Annotated in this window: 18 protein-coding genes and 1 tRNA gene; 6 read left to right on the top strand and 13 right to left on the bottom strand. The window is 64.8% G+C overall.

What is annotated here, in order from left to right; all coding sequences use genetic code 11:
- Positions 1 to 808 precede the first annotated feature (808 nt).
- A tRNA-Ala gene (locus RJ03_RS34725) sits at positions 809 to 882 on the bottom strand.
- Positions 883 to 1114: 232 nt separating this feature from the next.
- Positions 1115 to 1822 (bottom strand): hypothetical protein, encoded by a 708-nt coding sequence (locus RJ03_RS37700; protein ID WP_167332047.1) that lies wholly within the window; start codon positions 1820 to 1822, stop codon positions 1115 to 1117.
- 1079 nt (positions 1823 to 2901) lie between these two features.
- Here RJ03_RS37700 and RJ03_RS34715 point away from each other — a divergent pair.
- Together RJ03_RS34715 and RJ03_RS34710 are read left to right on the top strand one after the other, a co-directional pair.
- Complete coding sequence (locus tag RJ03_RS34715; protein ID WP_036511565.1) at positions 2902 to 3801, top strand: alpha/beta fold hydrolase; 900 nt, start codon at positions 2902 to 2904, stop codon at positions 3799 to 3801.
- Between the two features lie 28 nt (positions 3802 to 3829).
- On the top strand, positions 3830 to 4261 hold the full coding sequence (locus tag RJ03_RS34710; protein WP_036511562.1) for a pyridoxamine 5'-phosphate oxidase family protein: 432 nt from the start codon (positions 3830 to 3832) through the stop codon (positions 4259 to 4261).
- An 811-nt stretch (positions 4262 to 5072) separates the two neighbouring features.
- Here RJ03_RS34710 and RJ03_RS37695 read toward each other — a convergent pair.
- The 7 genes from RJ03_RS37695 to RJ03_RS34680 form a co-directional block, all read right to left on the bottom strand.
- On the bottom strand, positions 5073 to 6086 hold the full coding sequence (locus RJ03_RS37695) for a hypothetical protein (protein WP_157163610.1): 1014 nt from the start codon (positions 6084 to 6086) through the stop codon (positions 5073 to 5075).
- 264 nt (positions 6087 to 6350) lie between these two features.
- Positions 6351 to 7394, bottom strand: coding sequence for a site-specific integrase (locus RJ03_RS34705; protein WP_036511558.1), 1044 nt, complete (start codon positions 7392 to 7394; stop codon positions 6351 to 6353).
- A gap of 106 nt (positions 7395 to 7500) precedes the next feature.
- On the bottom strand, positions 7501 to 7836 hold the full coding sequence (locus tag RJ03_RS34700; protein ID WP_036511555.1) for a histone-like nucleoid-structuring protein Lsr2: 336 nt from the start codon (positions 7834 to 7836) through the stop codon (positions 7501 to 7503).
- A gap of 191 nt (positions 7837 to 8027) precedes the next feature.
- Positions 8028 to 8639: a TetR/AcrR family transcriptional regulator gene (locus tag RJ03_RS34695; protein ID WP_036511552.1), complete on the bottom strand. Its 612-nt coding sequence runs from the start codon at positions 8637 to 8639 to the stop codon at positions 8028 to 8030.
- A 303-nt stretch (positions 8640 to 8942) separates the two neighbouring features.
- Positions 8943 to 10175, bottom strand: a complete 1233-nt coding sequence (locus RJ03_RS34690; protein WP_036511550.1) for a cytochrome P450 — start codon at positions 10173 to 10175, stop codon at positions 8943 to 8945.
- Positions 10172 to 10408: a ferredoxin gene (locus tag RJ03_RS34685; RefSeq protein WP_036511547.1), complete on the bottom strand. Its 237-nt coding sequence runs from the start codon at positions 10406 to 10408 to the stop codon at positions 10172 to 10174. Before RJ03_RS34685 ends, RJ03_RS34690 begins: the two co-directional genes overlap by 4 nt.
- Complete coding sequence (locus RJ03_RS34680) at positions 10408 to 11274, bottom strand: SDR family NAD(P)-dependent oxidoreductase (protein WP_036511543.1); 867 nt, start codon at positions 11272 to 11274, stop codon at positions 10408 to 10410. Before RJ03_RS34680 ends, RJ03_RS34685 begins: the two co-directional genes overlap by 1 nt.
- A 440-nt stretch (positions 11275 to 11714) precedes the next feature.
- On the opposite strand from RJ03_RS34680, the gene RJ03_RS34675 reads away from it, so the two are divergent.
- Positions 11715 to 12038, top strand: a complete 324-nt coding sequence (locus tag RJ03_RS34675) for a hypothetical protein (RefSeq protein WP_036511540.1) — start codon at positions 11715 to 11717, stop codon at positions 12036 to 12038.
- 83 nt (positions 12039 to 12121) lie between these two features.
- The gene (locus tag RJ03_RS34670; protein ID WP_036511537.1) at positions 12122 to 12883 is read left to right on the top strand and encodes a 3-hydroxyacyl-CoA dehydrogenase; all 762 of its coding nucleotides are present in this window, start codon (positions 12122 to 12124) and stop codon (positions 12881 to 12883) included.
- A 95-nt stretch (positions 12884 to 12978) separates the two neighbouring features.
- Here RJ03_RS34670 and RJ03_RS34665 read toward each other — a convergent pair whose 3' ends face one another.
- Complete coding sequence (locus RJ03_RS34665; protein ID WP_036511534.1) at positions 12979 to 14148, bottom strand: thiolase family protein; 1170 nt, start codon at positions 14146 to 14148, stop codon at positions 12979 to 12981.
- A gap of 146 nt (positions 14149 to 14294) precedes the next feature.
- On the opposite strand from RJ03_RS34665, the gene RJ03_RS34660 reads away from it, so the two are divergent.
- Complete coding sequence (locus tag RJ03_RS34660; RefSeq protein ID WP_036511531.1) at positions 14295 to 15938, top strand: FAD-dependent oxidoreductase; 1644 nt, start codon at positions 14295 to 14297, stop codon at positions 15936 to 15938.
- A gap of 61 nt (positions 15939 to 15999) precedes the next feature.
- Here the strand turns inward: RJ03_RS34660 and RJ03_RS34655 are convergent, their stop codons facing one another.
- Both RJ03_RS34655 and RJ03_RS34650 read right to left on the bottom strand, forming a co-directional pair.
- Entirely contained in the window at positions 16000 to 17151 is a 1152-nt protein-coding gene (locus RJ03_RS34655; RefSeq protein WP_036511528.1) for an acyl-CoA dehydrogenase family protein, read from the bottom strand.
- Between the two features lie 43 nt (positions 17152 to 17194).
- A complete protein-coding gene (locus tag RJ03_RS34650) occupies positions 17195 to 18364 on the bottom strand; it encodes an aromatic ring-hydroxylating oxygenase subunit alpha (RefSeq protein ID WP_036511526.1) in 1170 nt (389 codons plus the stop codon).
- A 142-nt stretch (positions 18365 to 18506) separates the two neighbouring features.
- Here RJ03_RS34650 and RJ03_RS34645 point away from each other — a divergent pair, with 142 nt between their 5' ends.
- A complete protein-coding gene (locus RJ03_RS34645) occupies positions 18507 to 19499 on the top strand; it encodes a GNAT family N-acetyltransferase (protein ID WP_036511644.1) in 993 nt (330 codons plus the stop codon).
- A 43-nt stretch (positions 19500 to 19542) separates the two neighbouring features.
- Here RJ03_RS34645 and RJ03_RS34640 read toward each other — a convergent pair whose 3' ends face one another.
- Positions 19543 to 20388 carry a lytic transglycosylase domain-containing protein gene (locus tag RJ03_RS34640; RefSeq protein WP_245552487.1) on the bottom strand — a complete coding sequence of 282 codons (846 nt, stop codon included), beginning with the start codon at positions 20386 to 20388 and terminating at the stop codon, positions 19543 to 19545.
- Positions 20389 to 20481 lie beyond the last annotated feature (93 nt).

Below are 20481 nucleotides of genomic sequence, written 5' to 3'. Positions count from 1 at the left end.
CCCTTCGCGCCGCCTAGCGGCGCCGCCACGCGGCGCCGCGCAACCGCCCGCCTACGCAAGCTGCGGCAAGCGGGCGCGTCGGGCGCGTCGGCGCCGCTCTGGCGACGTGGTAGAACGCCACCCGTTCCTATCTGGCCACTTCATGCAACGACCGGGCCAGTGCTGGGCGCGACGTCTGCCGTACCCGGCCGGGCCTCCCGCAGCCGAGGACCGAATCGGCCGGCCACCAGCTCAGTCGACCGGCTGTGGTCGCCCTCGGTAGCCGGATATCCGAGGAAGCTCACCAGGATCTCGCCAACCAGGCAACCGCCGACAGCTACGACCCCGCAGCCGCCTACGAGTGACCCGGAGGGGGCTCCGGCCCCCTTCCCACCGCTTCGGCCACCGGCAGCGCCGCCGGTGAGTGAGTCGCCAACGACGTCGACTCCGGCCGACCCCCGATGCTGGTCACATCGGGACACCGGTTACCCGGTGCGGACGACGGTCCTTCCGTCCGCATCGGGTTTCCGCCACAACTTGCGTTGGGTCGCTGCCGAATTCGCCTTATATCTAGTAGATAGAGGAGCGCTCAGTCTGGTCCGCTGGCGCCAGGCAGGTCGGCGAAGGTTTCCCCACCCTCCTCATAGCCGAATCGTCTCGCTCCAGCCGAACGAGTCAAGGACCACCTACGGCGTCCGCTACGCGGTGCTGTGCATCCTTGACACGCCCGACTTCCGCTGAGGGCGGCCAGTATGAGGAAGATGGGGGAAGAGCAGTTGTCTGGATAGCAAAAGAGGCACGGGGCAAATGCCGCACCGTGCCTCTTCGCCAATCCTTGGCGGGATTCGAACCCGCAACCTCCCCTTTGCGAAAAAGGCGCTCTGTCCTTTGAGCTACAAGGCCTCGAAAGGTCTGGGAGACAGAGTAACTGATCGCGTGATCCCGCGCAACATACCGGCGGGCTAACGCTCACGAAGCGACGACTCGAGCAGTTCCAGTGTCACCACGGTGTCACAAGTCCCCGGGATGCCAGTGGACTGGAACGTACTAAAACGAATGCTTGCGATACTCCAGCACCCCAGGTCAGACCCGAGAAAACCGGCCTGATCTGCCTCCGGAGCAGAAGGCTTGGTGGTCAGGAGGCCACGGGGCGCGACTCAAAGCCGTAGGTGATACCGCCATGCGCGTGAAGGTCATCCCAGGTGAAGTTGACCCGCTTTTCAACTCCATTTAGGTCCCACGCAACGAAGCTTGGGTGGGGGACCGACCGGTAGAAGGGGGACTCCGGGTCAGCGGTGTACCCCTCTGCCCGCCCCTGATTGAACAGAGTGAGCGCGAAGCTCACCCCTGCTAGTTCAACTATTCCACCGCACAACTTGCCATTCCGGTCAATGAAAGGTGTTGCGCCCCACCACTCATTGAGCGCCTTGGCGCGGAAAGGGTGTGACGTGAGGTACTTGTTCCCCTTCGCTGGTCCAACGGCAAGACCCCAAGTATGCGGCCACGCTGCCCGGTCTAGAAGAAGATCAACGGCGGCGGGATGTTCAGGGGTGCTTATCGTTTCACCATCGCGCCTGAGGACATCTGCCGCCGCATGGGTCATGAGCAGCTTGAGCACCCACCGCCGGAAGTCTGACCCGGAAACCTCGTGTACTTCGGCGGTACCCCACACACCTGTGGTCACAAACTCAACAGCGGCAGCCCTGAGAGGGCGGGCGAAGTCGATCGCGGCTGCATCTGCCGAGCTCAGACCGCTGTTGTGAGCTCCACAAAGGACGTTAGCAGTGAAGATCTTTCCGGGAATCGCACGGGGGATTCCGTACTCGGGTCCCGGAGTCACCATGGGGCGATCACCGTGATACAGCTTGATCAAACCGAATGACACATAGTGCTCACCAGATATCCCATCTGAGCACCCGCCACGCGAGTTGGCATAGCACCGCGGATGTTTGAAGTCCGGATGTCCCGTGGCCAAGGGTTCCTCCCGCGTCTGCTTGTCTGTCACCGCAGCTCAGCGATTATATGTTTCTGCCCCGCTCGAATCGACTGAATTGGCGGTGCGCCGACGTTGACAGTGGCGCGCCGCCCCTTCATGACCACCACGAGAGTCAAACATCGAGAGCTTCGATCCCAAAGCTGTTGCGTGGCCTCGCGCCCGACTACCTTCCATTACCAGACAAGCATCCGGTGCGTGGGGACCACGTGGGGACCACACGGCATGCGCGTCCGTGAACAACCCCAGCAAGCAGTCACATTCCGACGGTTCGAACATCAGGCATGACGTGCGCAAATGGCTGATCCCGATTCCTGGGGGTCAAGTGGTCGCAGGTTCAAATCCTGTCAGCCCGACCGAGAAAATCCCCTCCGACCAGGGTCGGAGGGGATTTTTGGTTTCCGGTTGAGAGTCACTGTTGACCGCCGGTGTGCCAAGAGTGTGCCAACGCGCAGAATGGTGCCTGCGAACTTCGCGAGGGCGGCACCGTCCCGTCGCTGGTGGTTCGGCCCACGGTTCCTTCGGTGCATCGAACCTCTTTCACGCGGACCACTCGGGGTCACCACAGGCGTTGTCGACCACCGTGCTGACCACTCGGCGGAACATTGCGGCGTTACCCCGACGGAAATCTCGCTCACGCGGCCTGCCGCACCGAGCGGTGGCGGCGTTCGACGCCGCGTTGCTGCTTTGGTATCCGAATTGTGCTGCGGCACAGAGAAGTTGAGTTGTAGGACAAGCTGTCGGAGTTTGCTGTTGCTAGGGCTCGTGATCGCTCCCGCAGCGTTCGCGTGTCAGCGCCGCTCCTCTCGGACACGGCGGGATATGGTGCTCGGGATCGAGGAAAACCGTTGGTGCGCCACCGCTGGCGCTGTCGCTTCGTACACCTGCCGATATTGTCCGGGGAGCGGGCTCGGGCGAAGGAGGCGGCGATGGCAGTGACGGCGGAAGCGGGTGTCGCGGCGCCGGGATGGTTTACCCAAGCCATTGCGGAACTGCCCGAACATCGCGAGGTCGACGTCGCGGGTGGTGTCGTTCATCTGCGGTGCTGGGGCCGGGTGGGGACGGCCGGTGTGGTGCTGGTGCACGGCGGATCGGCGCATTCGGGCTGGTGGGACCACATCGGTCCGCTGTTGGCGGGTACGTATCGTGTGGTGGCGCTGGATTTGTCCGGTCACGGTGACAGCGCTGTGCGATCTCGGTATCCGATCGAGGGCTGGGCGGACGAGGTGATGGCCGCTGCCGAGGCCGGCGGGATAGCCGGCCGGCCGTACGTCGTCGGGCACAGCATGGGTGGGCGTGTGAGCGCTGTGGCGGCTGCTCGGCATCGGGAATCGTTGGCGGGTCTGGTCGTCATCGATTCTCCGTTTCAGGAGCCGTCGGAAGAGTCCATCGTCGGGCAGTTGCTGCGCCGGCCGAAGACGTACCCGACGCGGGATGAGATCTGTGGCCGGTTTCGAACGGTCCCGGACCAGGCGGTTCTGCTTCCTTACGTCGCGCGGCACGTGGCGGAGGAATCGGTGCGGGACACCGGTGCGGGGTGGGGCTGGAAGTTCGATCCCGAGATGTTGCGCAAGCGCCTCGAGGACGGGCGTATCCCACCTCTCGGCTCGCTGCGGGCCGTGGACGCGTCCGTGCTCTACATTCGGTGCGAACGTGGTTTGGTGACGCGGGAGCGGGCGCTGGAGATCGCGAGCCTGTTCGGGCGACCCGCGACGGTGGTCGAATTGGCCGAGGCCGGTCATCACCCGATGATGGATCAGCCGCTTGCGCTGGTGGCCACCTTGCGGACCGTCCTCGCCCAATGGGATTCGCGCGTTCGGCCGGAATAACGGCGCAGCCCGGTCCGTTCGACGTCTTATGCCGAAACCTTTCTCGGAAGCCGAGCGTCAAGAGTTCCTGGCGGGCAAGCACATCGGAGTGCTGTCGGTCGCGGCTGGCGACGGGCGTCCGCCCGCCACCGCGCCGATCTGGTACGACTACACCCCGGGCGGCAATATTCGCATCAACACCGGCGCGGCACGCCGCAAGGCCAGGCTGATGCGGGAAGCCGGCGTGGTGACACTGACGGTGCAGCGCGAAGAGTTGCCCTATCAGTACGTCATCGTCGAGGGCACGGTCGTCGAGGCCGCCACCCCCTCGCCCCGGGAGGCGCGGGTGAGCATCGCCAGCCGCTATCTCGGTCCGGAGGAAGGCCGCGCCTTCGCGGACCGGATGGACGGCAACGACTCCGTACTGTTCACCATCCGCCCCGACCGCTGGATCAGCCAGGACTACTCGGGTGATCTCTGACAGCGTTGTTCCGGCGTCCGGTCGGCGAAGTAGTGTTCGACATGAGCAGGTTCAGCCGGGAGCGGTCGCCCGGTCGTTTTCGATCCGCCATGTCGGTGTGAAGGTTGACTCGCCGACGGCGCGGGCGACGGGGCGAGGGCGGTGGCGAGTCCCTCCCGGGTGTTGATTCGGGTCTTCTGCGAGGCGCGGAAGAGGTAACCCTCGGGGTGCGCACGGACCTGACCGGCCAGAGCGCGCGACCAAGGCGTCAGCCAGCACAGTGAGAGCGGGCCAATCCGGTAGCGCGAGGGAAGGTGGATCGTCAAGGGCGGCGCTGGCGCGCCGCCGAGCGGCGCCGGTTTGGCGAGGTGGCAGAACGCAGACATTTGCTCTCCAGCCACTTTTATCAACGAGGCAATGCTGGGCACGACGCCTGCCGTCCCCGACCTAGCCTTCCGCAGTCAAACACGCATTGTCAGCGCGCTACTCGGCGGATGGGCTCGCGTCGCCTTCTTCGGCGGAGGCTCCTCCCGATCCTCTCTGCATGAATCCTTCGCTAAAGCGAGTGCTACGACTGGCAACGCACCACACGAGAAAGAAGGCGAAATACAACACGGCCCATAAGAGCCATCCCCACCCCGATGATGCAGCGCGCACTAGGCAGTAGATCGTCATCACGACCAGTACCGCGAATGGGCTCAGCACGGCGAAGGCAGCTGCGACAACTACTGGCCAAGCAGGGTCCTTGGCACGATCCTCAACCGCCCGACGATCGAGTCCCGCGATCGCGTCGAGCCTGGACTGTAGATTGCGGGCAACTCGTCGGTTTGGTTCAGCTGTTCTGCCGAGGACCACAACCAGGAGCAGCAGCGCCCAGATTGGTAACGGCAACGCGGGATCCGCGGAATATATCTGGATGACCGGCGACGGCGGCGATCATGCCTCCAGCGAAAGCGAAGGCAACGGTGTAGACCGCGACCGTCCCCGCTTGGACTGCGAATTCCCGCTGCGCCGCAACGCTGTATAGAGCATTCAGCGCTGACAATCGTGACGACGAATCTCCTTGAAGCTCCGAATCATCCACTTGCCCATCAAATCGGAACGGGCCGCTGCGTTCAAGGTGCCCATCGGCTTCCTGCTTGGTCGCGCTTCCAGAAGGGCGGGAATTCTCTCGCAGTCTACGAGCGGTAGTGAACGCTGGCTGGTCAGCAGGGTATGCGCCGCACTCATCTTGAAGGATCCATGTTCCGGTGATCCGCCCCTGCGCAACGATGGTCTCTATCGGATCGTTGTGCCAACAGAACACGTAGCCGTCGTCGTCCTCGAATGTCGCCGCAGGCAGGTACAAGGTGCCATTCAAATTCGCGATGGGCAGATGACGCACCGTCACGTTGAGGACGTCGGAGCGCCACTCACCACCCGCTGCAATCATGCGTGTTGGCGGCTGGAAGTTCACTTTTACATCTGCGTATGCGGCTTGATTCGGCCAGTCCACAACCCAGCCTGGCTCGAAGCGTAGATCGTAGATCGGCCGATCATCGTGGTTTCGGACATTCAGCCGCCAGATGAAACCATCTTCGCCGGCGGCGGCCACGGAGAAGTGGATCCTTCGTGCCCTCCTTGCCGCGCGCTCCTTCTTCTCCCGGCGTTCCCGCTTTCTCTCTGAATCGTTTTCCAACGCCACCCAGAGGGCGACACTTACAGCGACGGCCGAGAGGAACGCACTCATCCAGCTACCGAGCGGCCCCCACTCGATCCCCCAATGCAGCTGGCGATTGAGTGCAGCGACGCCAAATCCGCAGGCGGCAACTGATGCGGAAACAACGAGGGCCACTGTAGCTTTCACAAGCCCGAACGTTAACGCAGAGCTCGACCAGAGCGGGACCACACGCTGTAAACGATGGCGAACAACCGGCTGGTCACTGCCAGCCAGCGCAAAACTGAAAATGCCTGCCTACCTGCCACTTTGACCACCCAGCCGACCTGGGGGTCAAGTGGTCGCAGGTTCAAATCCTGTCAGCCCGACCGAGAAAATCCCCTCCGACCAGGTCGGAGGGGATTTTTCGTTGGTCGAGATAGACCCGGGATTCGATCCGATCTCACAGAAATCTCACGTTTTCGGGTCTGCACCGCGGGCCCACTGCTCGAGGACCTCCCGATTGTCGGGCGCGGTGTCTGGAATGTCGATGTAGTGGGCTTTGGCCACGGCTTCGGTGTTGCCGAGCTGTCGCGCGGCGCGTTCGGGGTCGCCGTAGGCGTTGTCGATGACCGTGGCGACCACCCGGCGGAAGGTCCGTGGTGTCACCCATGCGTAGTTGTCCCCGCGTGCGGCCCGCCACAGTCGACCGAAATTGTTCGGATTGCGCAGCGAGCCGTTGCGGGCTGGGAACAGCACGCGGTGCGGGTTGGGCTGGCCGGTCACCTCGAGGTCCTTCATCGCCTCACGGCACGCCTGCACCGAATGCTCCGGCAGCAGCATCCTGCGCCAGCCGTGCACCGACTTGGGGAACGGCTGGCGCACCCACCCTCCCGTGCCCGCTCCTTTCACTTCGACCAGCGGTCCGGTGACGTCGAGGTAAGGAATAGGCGCATCGAGATCGATGTCGTCCAGGCGAACGGCGAAAACCTCGTGCGGACGCAGGCCGGTGCCGCAGATCAGATCCACCACCCACACCACCGACCAGTCGCGCGGCGGACCGCAGCTATAGGCGGGGGTGCCGGGTATCTCTTCGCCGCGTGCCCATGCCCGTACCTGTTCGCGGAAGGCGGGCAACGTGTCGTGGTCGGCGACCTTTCCGCGGGCGCGAGTGGCGCGCCGGGTGAACGCGCTCACGCCGTCGACCGGGTTGGTGTCGATGGCGCCGTGACGCACCGCGATTTGCATCATCGCACGAAGAATGATCTTGTGCTGCTTGGCTTTACGTCGCTTGCCCAGTCCGACGAGGCGCTTGAGATGGCGATCCAGCTCACCGGTGGTGGCCTGCCATACCTGCAGATTGCCCACGGAATTCTCGATTTTGATCGTCGTGGGATCCGCGCGTTTGTCGGTCGAGACGTAGATCTCGCGCCGATAGTCCTCGACGTTGCCTTCGGTGTAGGCGGTATCGGCCTCGAGGTCGGAGAAACCTTGAAAGCGTCTTGTTGCTGGATGCATCGCAGCCACGCTCCCGGTCTCGCCCGATGGAGCCAGCTGTGTCAGTCGGCACGGGCCGACCGGTGGTGCTTCAGTCGGGTAACGGGCTGGGCTCGTCTGAGTCGGTCTAGCCTGCCTGGTTGTATGCCTCGATGATGTCGGCCTGAATCCGCCCGCGGCTGGATACGTTGTAGCCGTTGTTCTTTGCCCATTCGCGGATCGCGCCAGTTTGCTGCTTGCCGGTTGCGGTACGCGTCGTGTGCTTGGCCCTGGCACGGGAAATCCGGCCAACCTTGCGGGCCGCAGCAGTCCACTCCTCCAACGCGCTACGCAATTTGCGGGCGTTCTTGTTCGACAGATCGCTCTCGTACTCGACGCCATCGATGCTGAACGGGACTGTCTCTTCGGCTTTCGACTTGCCGTCGAAGTCGTCGATCAGTTCGACGATGACCTTCTTCGCCACGTAATCCTCCTCCGCACGCCGAGCGGCCAGTGTGCCTGCCAGGATCCTCGCGCGAGAGATCACTGGTTCCAAACTGTCTGGGACCGGCGCGCCCGTTCACGACGGAGCGAATTTTCGTATGAAGGCGACTGCAATGATCGTGTGCCCAGGGGAGACGCCGACGAAGGTTTCAGCCTGTTCGTCGCGCCGGCTCAGGCTCCCGGTGCCAGGAATGCCGGCAGCATGAATGTTTCGAGCAGCCGCCGATGCGCGGGGTCGTCGGGGTCTTCGAAGTCGAGACGGCCGACCAGGATCAGTTGCACCAACGCCAGCCACTCGCACGCTTCTTCGTTGGTGATGTCCTGGCGCAGTTCGCCGGTTTCGCGGGCGCGGTCGAGGATGGGGCCCCACATCTCGAGGGTCAGGTCGCTGGCCAGCCGGGAGGTGCCGACGACGGCGGCGGCCAGGTCCATGTGTTCCGGGCTGACGATCAATCGGATGAGCGGGTCTTTCCGGCCGCGGTCGACCAGGAATATCAAGCCGTCCACGATTTGGTCGCGGAAGTGCTCACGTTCCAGGACGTATTTCGTTCCTTTGACGAAGAGCTTGCGTGACCGTAGCCGGATGAGTTCCGCGATGAGGGTGTCGCGGTCGCGGAAGTAGCGATAGATGGTCGGGCGGGATACGCCCGCGGCTTTGGCGATGTCGTCCATTGTGGTTTTGGCGACGCCGAAATGCAGGAAGGTCGATTGTGCGGCTTCGAGGATCTGCCCGCGCGCCTCTTCGACGTCCCCGCTCAGGACGTTGCTGTTACGTCGAGCCATTCTCTGGTCCTGCCCTCCATGGGAATTTCTGCGTGTGTTTGCACAGCCGATGACACCATGGACAATACTCGTTATTTGTTGTTCGTTCGAAGCCGTCGCTATCCGTCCGACAGGCCGACGGTGCCGGGAATAGCGAAAAGCATTGCGCCCGAACGTGTCTGGAAGACCATGACCAGCGTAGATCGGTCGCCTCCGCATGCGCGTCGACGGGAGGTCCGGTGAGGACTCTCACATCGGCCGTTACCCCGATTCGATGTCGGTGAGACGAGTGAGGGCCGCGCGGCGCGGCCCTCACTCGGTTGCTCACTTGTTCGGTGTGAAGGTGATGGGTAGGCGCGCGCAACCACGCACCTGACTGGCGTGCATGACGGGCGGATCACCTTCGACGAGGGCGTAATCCGGTATGCGCCGGTGGATTTCCTCCAACGCCAGCCGAAGTTCGATACGCGCGAGGTGGGAACCGAGGCATCGATGTGCGCCGGCGCCGAACGACAGGTGCCGGTTGGGCGTGCGGTCCAGGAGCAGGGCTTCCGGATCCTCGAATTCGCCGGAATCCCGGTTCGCCGAGCAGAGCATCAGGATGAGCTGATCGCCCTCGGCGATCGTGACGCCGCCCAGCTGCGTGGTCCGGGTGGCTCGCCGGCCGGGCACGACGGCGGCCTCGATGCGCAATATCTCCTCGACCGCGGAGGGGATCAAGCTCTCGTCGGCGATCAGCTGCGCGCGTTGCTCCGGATTGTGCGACAGATGGATGATGCTCCAGGCCAGCGAGCCCTGCACGGTGTGCAGTCCGGCGATGAGCAGCAGGAAGAACATCCGATTGAGTTCTTCGTCGGTGAGCAGGCGAGTGCCGTCTTCGAGCGCGACCTCGGTGTGGATGATCTGTGAGGTGATGTCGTCGCGCGGGTTGGCCTTGCGGTCATCGATGATGTTCTGGAAGTAGGCCAGCATCTTGAACGCCGCTTCACCACGGGCCTGGTTGGACTCTTCCTCTGTCGCGCCGGGGATTCCGGTGAGCAGAACATCGGTGGCGTGGGTGAACATGGGAGCGTCCGCCAGTGGCCAGTCCATCAGGGACAGAAAGACCCGGGTGGGCAATTCGTGGGCGAAGTCGGCGATGAATTCCGATGTGCCCGCGGCCGCGAATCCGTCGATCAACTCGTTGACGACGGCCCGGATATCGTCCTCGAGCGCTTTCATGCGATTCGGGCTGAACAACGGCTGCAGGGCGAGCCGATAGCCGGTGTGTTCCGGCGGATCGAGTTCGAGCGGAATGAATTTGCCGAAACCCGCGGTGGTGGTCGTGAGATTGTTCGGATGGCTGGAGAATGTTTCGGGGTCACGCAGAACCTCGTGAATCTCCTGGTATCGGGTGACGATCCAGTGCCCGCCGTGAGCGGTGGAATAGACGACCGGCCCCCGGCTTGCGAGTTCTGCGACTCGGGCCTGCACGGTGTCTTCGGGGAATGCCAGCGACTGGTCGTAGATGTCGAAATCCACGACCAGATCGGCGGAAACCTCTGCGGTGGTGGTCATAGCGGTGATTCCTCGGATAGGGGAAGGGCGCTCGTAAGCGTCAGTGCGCGTTCGGGACATGCGGCTGTCGCGCGATGTGCGGAGTCGAGTTGCTCGACCGGGACCGGATCACCGAGGACGACCGGATTTCCGAAATCGTCGGAGTCCAGTAGTCCGGGCGCGGTGGCGTAACACAGTCCGTGGCCGGCGCAGGCTGTCCGGTCGACGACCAGGTGAGTGGGCGAATCGGCCATCACAGATCTCCGGGTGAACCCTTGTCCTCGGCGAACCACATGCCGACGCGGGCGAGGGTGCCGCCGTCGGTCGAGGGCAGCACGAGACCGGACAGATACTGCGAGTCGTCGGAGGCCAGGAACAGTGCCACCTTGGCGTTGTCGAGCAACGACGGCGGCCGGTTCAGCTTGAGCGGAATGGGGGAGATCGACGGATCCCACGGACCCGCGACCTGCTCGTAGGACTGTCCGACCACCGGCGATCCCGGCGGCATCAGGAAGTTCGGCGACATGCCGTGGGTAGGGCAGATGGCATTGACCCGAATGCCGTATTTCCCGAGATCGAGGCTCAAGCCGCGGACCAGACCATTGACGCCCGCCTTGGTGGCCGAATACATCGCGATGTTGTGGTAGGCGACCAGCGACGCCGCCGAGGAGGTCGCCAGAATCGTGCCGCCGCCGTTGTCACGCAGGTACGGCACCGCCGCCTTCGCGGCGTAGACGACGCCACTGAGGTTCACGCCGAGCACGTGCTGCCAGTCCGCGTCGGTCAGGTCCTGGAATTCGATCTCCTCGCCGCCTGCCACCGACGGCACTCCGCCGCGTGAGACGACGCCCGCGTTGGCGAACATGATGTCCAACTTGCCGAAGTGTTCCACGGCCGCTGCGACGGCCGAGTTCACCTGCTGCTCGACGCTGACGTCGGCGGTGATGGCGATGGCCTTACCGCCCTGCTGCTCGACGAGTTCCACCGTTCCGGCGGCTCGCTCGGGGTCGATGTCGACGACCGCGATATGGGCGCCCTCGGCGGAGAACAACTGGGAACACTGACGACCGAAGCCGGAACCGGCTCCGGTGATGACGGCGACTTTGCCTTCGAGCTTCATTGGGGACTCCGATTTCCAGAAGGATGCGGCCGGCGCGGAGAGGCCGGTCCTGACGGAGGCGACAGCGGGCCGGCAGCGGAAGTGCCGGAGCGTAACCATCCGAGGTTCGGAGTGCTGTGCCTCACACTCGAAGCTACGTCATTAGACGACTGACGTCAATCGTCATTTGTCAGCGGACTCTCGACGAACGATTGACGTATTTCGTTAATTGTATATACCCTGGTGGCGGTGCTTGCGCGGGAAGCTGCGCGCAGCTGTGCAGTGTTCGAGGGATCGTTACGGAGGCAGTGACCAGTGAGGCTTGTTGTGCATCGGTTTCCATCCGAGACGCTGGAACTCGTGTTGTTCGGTATTGCCGGTGTGGAGCCGCGATGACGGCCGCGGTGGCACCGCCGTGGCCGTGGTTTCCGAAACGGACTGACCTGCAAGGTGATTGCGCCATGGTGCCGACCGGGATGACGGTGGAAGCGGCACACCGGATCATGCAGCAGCATGCGCACTGGTCCGGTGCGCCGTGCGCTCGCCGCGCCGCCGCATTGCGGCACCTCGTCGCGCTGGGGCGGTACGTCCTCGACTCGCGCCGATGCCGCGTGCGGGTGCGGTTCAGTCATTCGGATGTCGCCGTGGATTATCAGTGTCCTCGCGAAATAGCCGAGGCGTTCGCCGCGCGGATGCGCCGCCGTTCCGATTCCCTTGTGGTGATCGATGATCAAGTTCATCCCGATCTGCCTCCATTGCCGTGTGCCCGCCTCTGGATGCCGTAGAGTGGCTGCGCTAAACCTACAACCTATAGGTATATTGCGGTAGGTCGGCGATGTCGTCGACCGATGTAGAGAAAGGACCTCGTATGAAGCTCGAGAATGCGGTCGCCGTGGTCACCGGTGGCGCGTCGGGTCTGGGCCTGGCCACGGTGAAGGAACTGCACGGCCAGGGCGCCAAGGTGGTGATCATCGACCTGCCGTCGTCCAACGGTGAGGCGATCGCCAAGGAGCTGGGCGACGGTGTGGTCTTCGCCGCGACCGACGTCACCAACGAGGAGCAGGTGAGCGCCGCGCTGGATGCCGCCGCGCAGCTGGGCACCCTGCGGATCGCGGTGAACTGCGCCGGTATCGGCAATGCGATCAAGACGGTCAGCAAGAAGGGCGCGTTCCCGCTGGCCGACTTCACCAAGATCATCAACGTCAACCTGATCGGCACGTTCAACGTGATCCGGCTGGCCGCCGAGCGCATCGCCGCCACCGAGCTCGAGGGTGAGGAGCGCGGTGTCATCATCAACACCGCCTCGGTCGCGGCCTTCGACGGCCAGATCGGTCAGGCCGCCTACTCCGCCTCCAAGGGCGGCATCGTCGGCATGACCCTGCCGATCGCCCGGGACCTGGCGAGTGTGAACATCCGCGTGAACACCATCGCGCCGGGCCTGTTCCACACCCCGCTGTTCGAGACGGTCGGCGACGAGGTCATCGCCTCGCTGGGTGCCCAGGTGCCGCACCCGTCGCGGCTGGGGCAGCCCACCGAATACGCGGCCCTGGCCCGCCACATCGTGGAGAATCCGATGCTCAACGGCGAGACCATCCGCCTCGACGGTGCGATTCGTATGGCGCCTCGCTGAATGCGTGCCCCCGTCGCGGGCTGAATGCCGCCGGAACGACAGCGCCCGAACCGTCGAAACGGTTCGGGCGCTGGTGTCATCGCGACCGCTCGAAATTACAGTCGCTCGATGATGGTGGCGTTGGCCATTCCTCCGCCTTCGCACATGGTCTGCAGGCCGTAGCGCCCGCCGGTCTGCTCCAGGTGGTTCAGCATCGTGGTGAGCAGGCGAGTGCCCGAGGCGCCGAGGGGGTGGCCCAGCGCGATCGCGCCGCCGCGAGGGTTCAGTCGTTCGGGGTCGGCGCCGAACTCGTGCTGCCAGACCAGCGGCACCGGCGCGAACGCCTCGTTGACCTCATAGGTGTCGATGTCATCGAGCGATAAGCCGGCTTTGTCGAGCACCTTCCGGGTGGCGGGCACGACTCCGGTCAGCATCAGTAGCGGGTCACTGCCCGTCACGGCGAAACTGTGGAAACGGGCGCGCGGGCGCAGACCCAGGGCGTTCGCCTTCTCCTCACTCATGATCAGCACGGCCGATGCGCCGTCGGTCAGGGGCGAGGAATTGCCCGGTGTGATGCCCCAGTCGATCTCCGGAAAACGTTCGGCGAAGCCTTCGTCATAGAAGGAGGGCTTCAATCGGGCGAGACCTTCGACATCGGTGGACGGTCGTACGGTTTCGTCGGTGGTCACCCGCGTGTCGGTGCCGACGGCGATCGGCAGGATTTCCGCGGAGAAGTCGGCGGCCGCCGCGCGAGCATGCGATCGTGCCGAGAACTCGTCCAGTGTCCTCCGGTCGAGCTTCCAGCGCGCCGAGATCAGTTCGGCGGAAATCCCCTGTCCTACAAGCCCTTCGGGGTAGCGGGCGGTGATGCCCGGCCCGAAGGCGTTTTTGCCGAGTGTCGCCGTGCCCATCGGTACCCGGCTCATCGATTCCACGCCACACGCGATGGCGATGTCGTAGGCGCCGGCGATGACGCCTTGGGCGGCGAAATGGGCGGCTTGCTGGCTCGAACCGCATTGCCGGTCGATGGTCGTCGCCGGGATCTCCTCCGGAAATCCGGCGCCCAGAACGGCGCTGCGCGTGATGTTGAGCGCCTGTTCTCCGGCCTGTCCGACGCAGCCGCCGATGATGTCGTCCACCAGGGCCGGGTCGAGTTCGGTGCGGTTGATCAGTCCGCGCAGTACGGCCGACAGCAATTCGGCGGGATGGAGATCCGATAGTTGGCCGCCCGGTTTGCCCTTGCCGGACGGGGTGCGGACGGCATCCACGATGACTGCCGTTGTCATAGGTGATTCCTCTCTTTCGGGTCGCCGAGGTGTCCACGGGCTATTGCGTGGCGCCCGTCACTCAGCGTATAACAAATTACAAATAACGTCAGTCGTACGGTGTTCTGCCCGTGAACGGGTCGAGGTGCCGTGGATCCGGAGGAGAGATGGCGCACGTCATCACCCAGCCCTGCTGCAACGACGCCGGTTGCGTGTCGGTCTGTCCCGTCGACTGCATTCGTCCCAGGCCCGGCGAACCGGGCTTCGGTCGCGCCGAACTGCTGCACATCGATCCGGAGACCTGCATCGACTGCGGCGCCTGCATCGATGAGTGCCCCGTCGACGCGATCGTTCCCGAAGGTGACCTCACGCCGGAGACCGAGCCGTATCGGGAGGTCAACGCGGTGTACTTCAGTAGCGGGCTGGAACCGGGGCTCCCGGCAGCGGACGCGCCGCGGCTCGAGCTGACCGATCGCGGGCCGTTGCGGGTCGCGATCGTAGGATCGGGCCCCTCGGCCTGTTACGCGGCGGAGGAGCTGGTCACGCGGCGTGACATCGAGGTCGAGGTGACCATGTTCGAGCGCCTGCCGACCCCGCTGGGGCTCGTTCGTTACGGGGTGGCGCCGGATCATCAGCACACCAAACAGGTTGCGAGCACGTTCCTTCGGACCTTGAGTCGCAAGCAGGTGAGCCTGCAATTGAACGTGGAGGTCGGGACTCACGTCAGCGCCGGGGAGTTGCTCGACCACCACCACGCGGTGATCTACGCGACCGGGGCCTCGCAGGGCCGTTCGCTCGCATTGCCCGGCGAAGATCTGACCGGCGTCCACACCGCGACCGACTTCGTCGGCTGGTACAACGGCCATCCCGATCACGCGCAGCGTGTATTCGACCTGTCCGGTGAGCGGGCCGTGGTGATCGGAAACGGCAATGTCGCCCTCGATGTGGCCCGCATCCTGGTCACCGATGTGTCGGCCCTGGCGCGCACCGATATCGCCGATCATGCGCTGAAAGCGTTGTCGGCCAGCCGGATTCGCGAGGTGGTGGTCGTGGGGCGGCGCGGACCGGAGCACGCGGCCTTCACCACGCCCGAACTGCTGGGCCTGGGGCAGGTCGACGGACTGGACGTACAGTGCGATGAATTCGGCTCGCCGGCCGGGCTGGACCCGGTGATCCGACTCAAGAACCAGGTAGCGCGGCAACTGGCCGAACGCGCCGCCGGAACGAGCAACCGCCGCATCGTCTTTCGATACTTTTTGTCGCCGACAAGCTTTCATGGCGCGACGGCTGTCCGGGCGGTGGAGTTCGCGCGGACCGAACCCGGCGGTGTGAGTGCCGCGGGGGAGACTGCCGCGCGTGTCTCGGTCGACTGTGGCGTGGTGTTCGGATCGGTCGGCTATCGCGGAATCGCTGTGCCGGGCTTGCCGTTCCGCGATTCCGACGGAACGATTCCCCACCGGGGCGGGCGCGTGATCGAGCCCGAAAGCGGCGATCCGGTTCCGGGAACGTATGTGGCGGGCTGGATCAAGCGTGGTCCGTCCGGAGTGATCGGCACCAACCGGTACTGCTCCCGGGAGACGGTGTGGGCGCTGGTCGAGGATTTCGCCGCCGGTCGGCTGCGCACGCCTACTCGTTCGCGCGAGGATCTGGAGGATCTGCTCGACAACCGCCGCCCGGAGCGGCTCGGGTCGAGCGGATGGAAGTCGATCGATGCGGCGGAGCGCCGAGCGGGCCGTGTCGACGGCCGTCCGCGGATCAAGTTCGTGGAGATCGCCGAGATGCTGTCGGCGGCCGGTGCGGCGTCCCACTGACTCGAAACACTCTCCGGCGCAACGACTACGGCCGGCGCGGACATCCGCGCCGGCCGTCATCTCAGGCACGCATGAGATCGCGATGGATGATCTCCTTCATGATTTCGTTGGTGCCGCCGTAGATGCGCTGGATGCGGGCGTCGATGTAGGCCTTCGCGACCGGATACTCCATCATGTAGCCGTAGCCGCCGTGCAGCTGAACGCCGGCGTCGATGACCTTGCCCTGCAGTTCGGTGGCCCAAAGCTTGGCCTTCGCGGCATCGACCGCGGTCAGTGTGCCCCGGTTGTATTCACGAACACAGCGATCGATGTAGGCCCGCGATACCTCGATGGCGGTCTGCATATCGGCCAAGGTGAAACCGAGTCCCTGGAATTCCCCGATGGGCTTGCCGAACGCGCGGCGCTCCTTCACGTAATCGAGGGTCCAGCCGAGCACCGCCTCCGCGGAAACCTGTGCGGCGATACCGATTCCGAGCCGCTCCAGCGGCAGGCTCTGCATGAGATAACCGAATCCGCCCCCGAGTTCACCGAGCAGGTTGGTATGGGGAATCCGCACATTGTCGAAGAACAGTTCGGCGGTGTCCTGCGCGTGCAGCCCGACCTTGTCGAGTTTGCGGCCGCGGGTGAAACCGGGAGTGCCGTCCTCGACGACGAAGAGGCTGAAACCGCGCGAACCCGCCGCTCGATCGGTGACCGCGAATACGATGACCAGGTCGGCCAGCATGCCGCTGGTGATGAAGGTCTTGGATCCGTTGAGTACCCACTCGTCGCCCTCGCGCACCGCGCTCGTCTGCACCGACCGCAGATCGCTGCCGGCACCCGGTTCGGTCATCGCGATGGCGCCGATGGTCTCACCGGTGGCGAATCCGGGCAGCCACCGGTCGCGCTGCTCGGAATTCGCGTGCCGCAGTAGGTAATTCAGGACGATGTCGTCGTTGGTGGAGAACCCGGACTGGAGCGCTGAGGCTCCTACTCGTGCGATCTCGGTCTGGATCACCACACGGAAGCGGTAGTCCGTTTCGCCGGCCCCGCCGTACTGTTCGGGCACCGCCAATCCGAGCAAACCTTGTTGCCCGGCCGCGCGCCAGGTGTCGCGGTCGATGAGCCGGTCCGCGTCCCACTTCTCCATCTTGTGGATGACGTGGCGTTCCACGAAGCCGCGAACCGTCCGGCCGAAGAGTTCGTGGTCGGACTCGAAGAGATCTGTTTTCACTGCAATCCTCCTGTGCCGGGACAGGTGTGTCCCGGCGCTGTGGTCATTTCTGCGTCAGCAGCTTCTGCGTCTCTCGACGGAAGACTTGATTGGCGACTTCGTTCTGCCCCAGCACCATTCGTCCCGCACTGGCACTGGTCATCCCGCGCTGCGAATCTCGCAGCAGGGGAAAGTCCTCCGCGTGCAGCACATCGAGCAGGATCTGCCAGTTCTTGTCCCACAGTCGTGTCCACTTCTCCTCGCTCAACTCGGTCTGTTCGACCGGCGGGACGATCAGCCGCATCTCCATGCGACTGCGCTGCGGATCGGACGGATGGGGGCGGAAGGTCAGCAACTGGAAATGGTCGGGCTGGCGCAGCAGAGTGCTGTTGGGCAGCAGGAAGTGGGTTTCGGTGATGTCACCGGCCAGGCTGCGGTCACCGGGATCCTCCTCGATCCAGCGGTCGATCGATTTACGCGGCGCGATGAACCGGCAATGCCGGCCGAAATCGTCGAAGGCCATCACGTTGGTATGGATGTGCTTGGCCGCGGTGTTGGGATGTGCGTATTGGATGTGATAGCCGTCGAGGAAGGCGTCCTGCATGATCTTCCAGTTGACCGGCTCGTCGAAGCCCTCGCCCTGGACGCACACCTTCGATTGCAGGTCGTAGGAGGCGAGCACGGCATCCATGTCCGGACCCAGCCAGGAGGCGACGTCGATCTCGGCGTCGGCGTCGTCGACCACCCAGACGAAGCCGTGGCGTTCCTCGGTCGGTAGCTCGATCAGTCCGAGTGTCGCGCGCTCCGGCTCGCCGAAGGTGTTGTCGCGGGTGATGGTGCGCAGACTGCCGTCCATGTCGTAGGACCAGCGGTGGTACGGGCACGAGAACAGCCGGCACCGGCCCTTCTCCTCCTTCTCCAGCAGTGCTCCGCGATGCCGGCATAGGTTGACCAGCGCCTTCACCCCGCCGTCGCGCTGGCGCACCACGATGATGTTGTTGCGGGGCATCTGCAGTGTGAAGAAGTCGCCCGCGCGGGGGATCTCGGAGCCGTGCGCGACGATCGACGGTACCCGGCCGAAGATGAGATCGCGCTCGCGCTGGGCGACGCCTGGATCGGTGAACTCCGTCGGCTCGAACCAGGTGACGTGGCCGAACTCGTCGGTGGTGTCATTGCGCAGATGGGTCAGTGCGCGACGGATTCGTTCTTCACGGGGGGCCCCGACCTCGGTCATGGCGTATCTCCAATGTTCTGCAGCTTGGCTCGGATATTCATCTGAGCGCTTCGGATATGGTCCTGAGCTGTCGATATAGCATCTTAAATCTAACCCATGTAGATTTATGTGTAAACCGGCGCAGCGAAAGAAGGGCGGGACGATGATCGACTACACCTGGTGTCGGCGACTCGGCGAACAGGACGGCGACGAGGCCACGGCGCTGGTCGAAGCCGCGGCTCGCTACGACGAGGAAGCCGGTTTCTCGGTGGTCCCGCCGAGCGCCGTGTCTGCCGTCTCGGACGAGGTGCGGTCGGTGTGGCATCTGCCGATCAAGGCGCGCCGAGACCTGAGCGCGCGCCCGGACGCGCCGATGGTGATGGTGGCCTATCTGAATCTGTCGATCGACGTGGACGGTCAGGGCACGGTCGCCTATACGGTTCATCCCCACTACCGCTCGCGCGGGCTGACGACGCTGCTTGTCGAGGAGCTGGGGCTGGACGTCGGTGGGTCCGACGGCTGGTGTGGCCGGGGAGCGACGGCGCTGCGATGCTGGGCCTACGGCAGCCATCCCGCCTCCGAGCGGCTGACCCGGCGATTCGATATCGCGCCGGTCGCCCGGCAGTGGACGATGCTGCGGCATCTGGCCGGACCGTTCGCGGTGCCCGTGGAGCCGGTAGCCCTGCCCGGCGGCGTGACGGTTGACGGGCCGGTCGACCTCAACGACGACGCGGTCGCGGCGGCCGGTGAGGTTTTGGCGCGCCAGGGGCTGACCGCGGCCCAGTTCGACCGGTTCCGCTCCGAGTTGGCGGAACGTCGCGGCCGGATGCTGCTCGCGGCGGCGGGGTGCGCGCGCCCGGCGGGCCTGGTCTGGTTCGATCCGAGTCCGGTTCGGCATCTCGAGTTGCGGGCGGCCTGGGTACGTGCCCTGATCGTGGTTCCCGAAATTCGCGGCGGTGGTCTCGGGGAGGCGTTGCTGAGCCGGGCGCTGGACGAACTGCGCAGTGCCGGAGCCCAATTGGCGCTCATGCGCATCGACCCCGATGAGCACAGCGCGGTCCGTCTGCTGAGGCTGTCGTCCTTCGAACAGGAGGAGGCGCACGCCTGCTACCAGATCGGACAGTGGCACGACGTTGCTGCTTTCCCGGCACGGTAGCGGGTGCCCGCCGTCGATCGTCCAAACGGCGGGCGCCGTGGCCCTACCGCGGTGGCGGCGGACAGAAGATGCCGCACGGAATCGGGGGTAGTCCGGGGATGTAGATCATCGGTGCCGGTGCCGGTGCCGGTGCCGGTGCCGGTGCCGGTGTGGATGGGGAGGGCGCGTTCCCGGACGGGATGGCGCCGGGGTCGTCATTCGCCGGAGGCGTCGGATCACCGGCGGGCGCGGGTCCGGGTGATGTATCCAGCTGCGGGACAACGAGTTCGGGTGCAGTTCCGCCTGCGCCGGCATAGATGTGTGACCAGGTGAGCACGTTAGACGCGTAGGACATCGAGTGGTTGTAGCGCAGGACGGCCTGCAGGGTCTGGTTCGGGTCGTGCAGATCGGCACCGCCCGCGCACAGGTACCTCCCGGCGGCCAGCGCCGCGTCGTAGATGTTGTCGGGGTCGGCGATTCCGTCGTCGTTGCCGTCACTGGCCCAGCGTTGCCACGTGCTCGGCAGAAATTGCATGGGACCGACGGCTCGGACGTAACCGCCTGCGGTCCTGATGATTTCGTTTCCGGGCAGCGTTCCGTCCAGGGCCGGGCCGAGAATCGGGGAATTGGTCCGTCCCTGGGCGTCGACATCGCCGTAACGGGCATGGCCGGATTCGATACGCCCGATGCCGGCCAGGAGGTTCCAGGTGAGACCGCAGCTCGGTTGTGACCGGGCGAGGACCAGCTCGGCATTGCGGTAGGCGGCCAGCACCGGTTCGGGGATTCCCGCCGCCGCGCCCTGCGGAACTTCCGGCGTCGGCGGTGATGCCTTCGTGGTGGCCGGTGCTGCCGGCGGTGCCGGTGGCGCGGCGTGGGGACGAAAGGCGGCGACGGTGGCCGGCACCAGCATGGGTCCGCTCGCGGTGTCCGACGAAATTCGCTGTGCTGCACTGTGTTCAGTGGCATGACCGGCGCGATCGGGCCGTTGAGGCGCGGGTTCGCC

It is taken from the genome of Nocardia aobensis NBRC 100429 (assembly GCF_000308375.1).
GTDB classification, from domain to species: Bacteria; Actinomycetota; Actinomycetes; order Mycobacteriales; family Mycobacteriaceae; genus Nocardia; species Nocardia aobensis.
Note: the sequence above shows the minus strand (reverse complement) of the source record. Positions and strands in the feature narration are given on the sequence as shown.

What these genes read in the sequence shown, in the direction of transcription:
- RJ03_RS34690 (WP_036511550.1), bottom strand. Translation starts at nt 10,175, where the DNA reads ATGACCACCACCGCAGAGGTTTCCGCCGATCTGGTCGTGGATTTCGAC.
- RJ03_RS34715 (WP_036511565.1), top strand. Translation starts at nt 2,902, where the DNA reads ATGGCAGTGACGGCGGAAGCGGGTGTCGCGGCGCCGGGATGGTTTACC.
- RJ03_RS34660 (WP_036511531.1), top strand. Translation starts at nt 14,295, where the DNA reads ATGGCGCACGTCATCACCCAGCCCTGCTGCAACGACGCCGGTTGCGTG.
- RJ03_RS34665 (WP_036511534.1), bottom strand. Translation starts at nt 14,148, where the DNA reads ATGACAACGGCAGTCATCGTGGATGCCGTCCGCACCCCGTCCGGCAAG.
- RJ03_RS34670 (WP_036511537.1), top strand. Translation starts at nt 12,122, where the DNA reads ATGAAGCTCGAGAATGCGGTCGCCGTGGTCACCGGTGGCGCGTCGGGT.
- RJ03_RS34695 (WP_036511552.1), bottom strand. Translation starts at nt 8,639, where the DNA reads ATGGCTCGACGTAACAGCAACGTCCTGAGCGGGGACGTCGAAGAGGCG.
- RJ03_RS34710 (WP_036511562.1), top strand. Translation starts at nt 3,830, where the DNA reads ATGCCGAAACCTTTCTCGGAAGCCGAGCGTCAAGAGTTCCTGGCGGGC.
- RJ03_RS34685 (WP_036511547.1), bottom strand. Translation starts at nt 10,408, where the DNA reads ATGGCCGATTCGCCCACTCACCTGGTCGTCGACCGGACAGCCTGCGCC.
- RJ03_RS34645 (WP_036511644.1), top strand. Translation starts at nt 18,507, where the DNA reads ATGATCGACTACACCTGGTGTCGGCGACTCGGCGAACAGGACGGCGAC.
- RJ03_RS34640 (WP_245552487.1), bottom strand. Translation starts at nt 20,388, where the DNA reads ATGCTGGTGCCGGCCACCGTCGCCGCCTTTCGTCCCCACGCCGCGCCA.
- RJ03_RS37700 (WP_167332047.1), bottom strand. Translation starts at nt 1,822, where the DNA reads ATGGTGACTCCGGGACCCGAGTACGGAATCCCCCGTGCGATTCCCGGA.
- RJ03_RS34650 (WP_036511526.1), bottom strand. Translation starts at nt 18,364, where the DNA reads ATGACCGAGGTCGGGGCCCCCCGTGAAGAACGAATCCGTCGCGCACTG.
- RJ03_RS34705 (WP_036511558.1), bottom strand. Translation starts at nt 7,394, where the DNA reads ATGCATCCAGCAACAAGACGCTTTCAAGGTTTCTCCGACCTCGAGGCC.
- RJ03_RS34675 (WP_036511540.1), top strand. Translation starts at nt 11,715, where the DNA reads ATGGTGCCGACCGGGATGACGGTGGAAGCGGCACACCGGATCATGCAG.
- RJ03_RS34680 (WP_036511543.1), bottom strand. Translation starts at nt 11,274, where the DNA reads ATGAAGCTCGAAGGCAAAGTCGCCGTCATCACCGGAGCCGGTTCCGGC.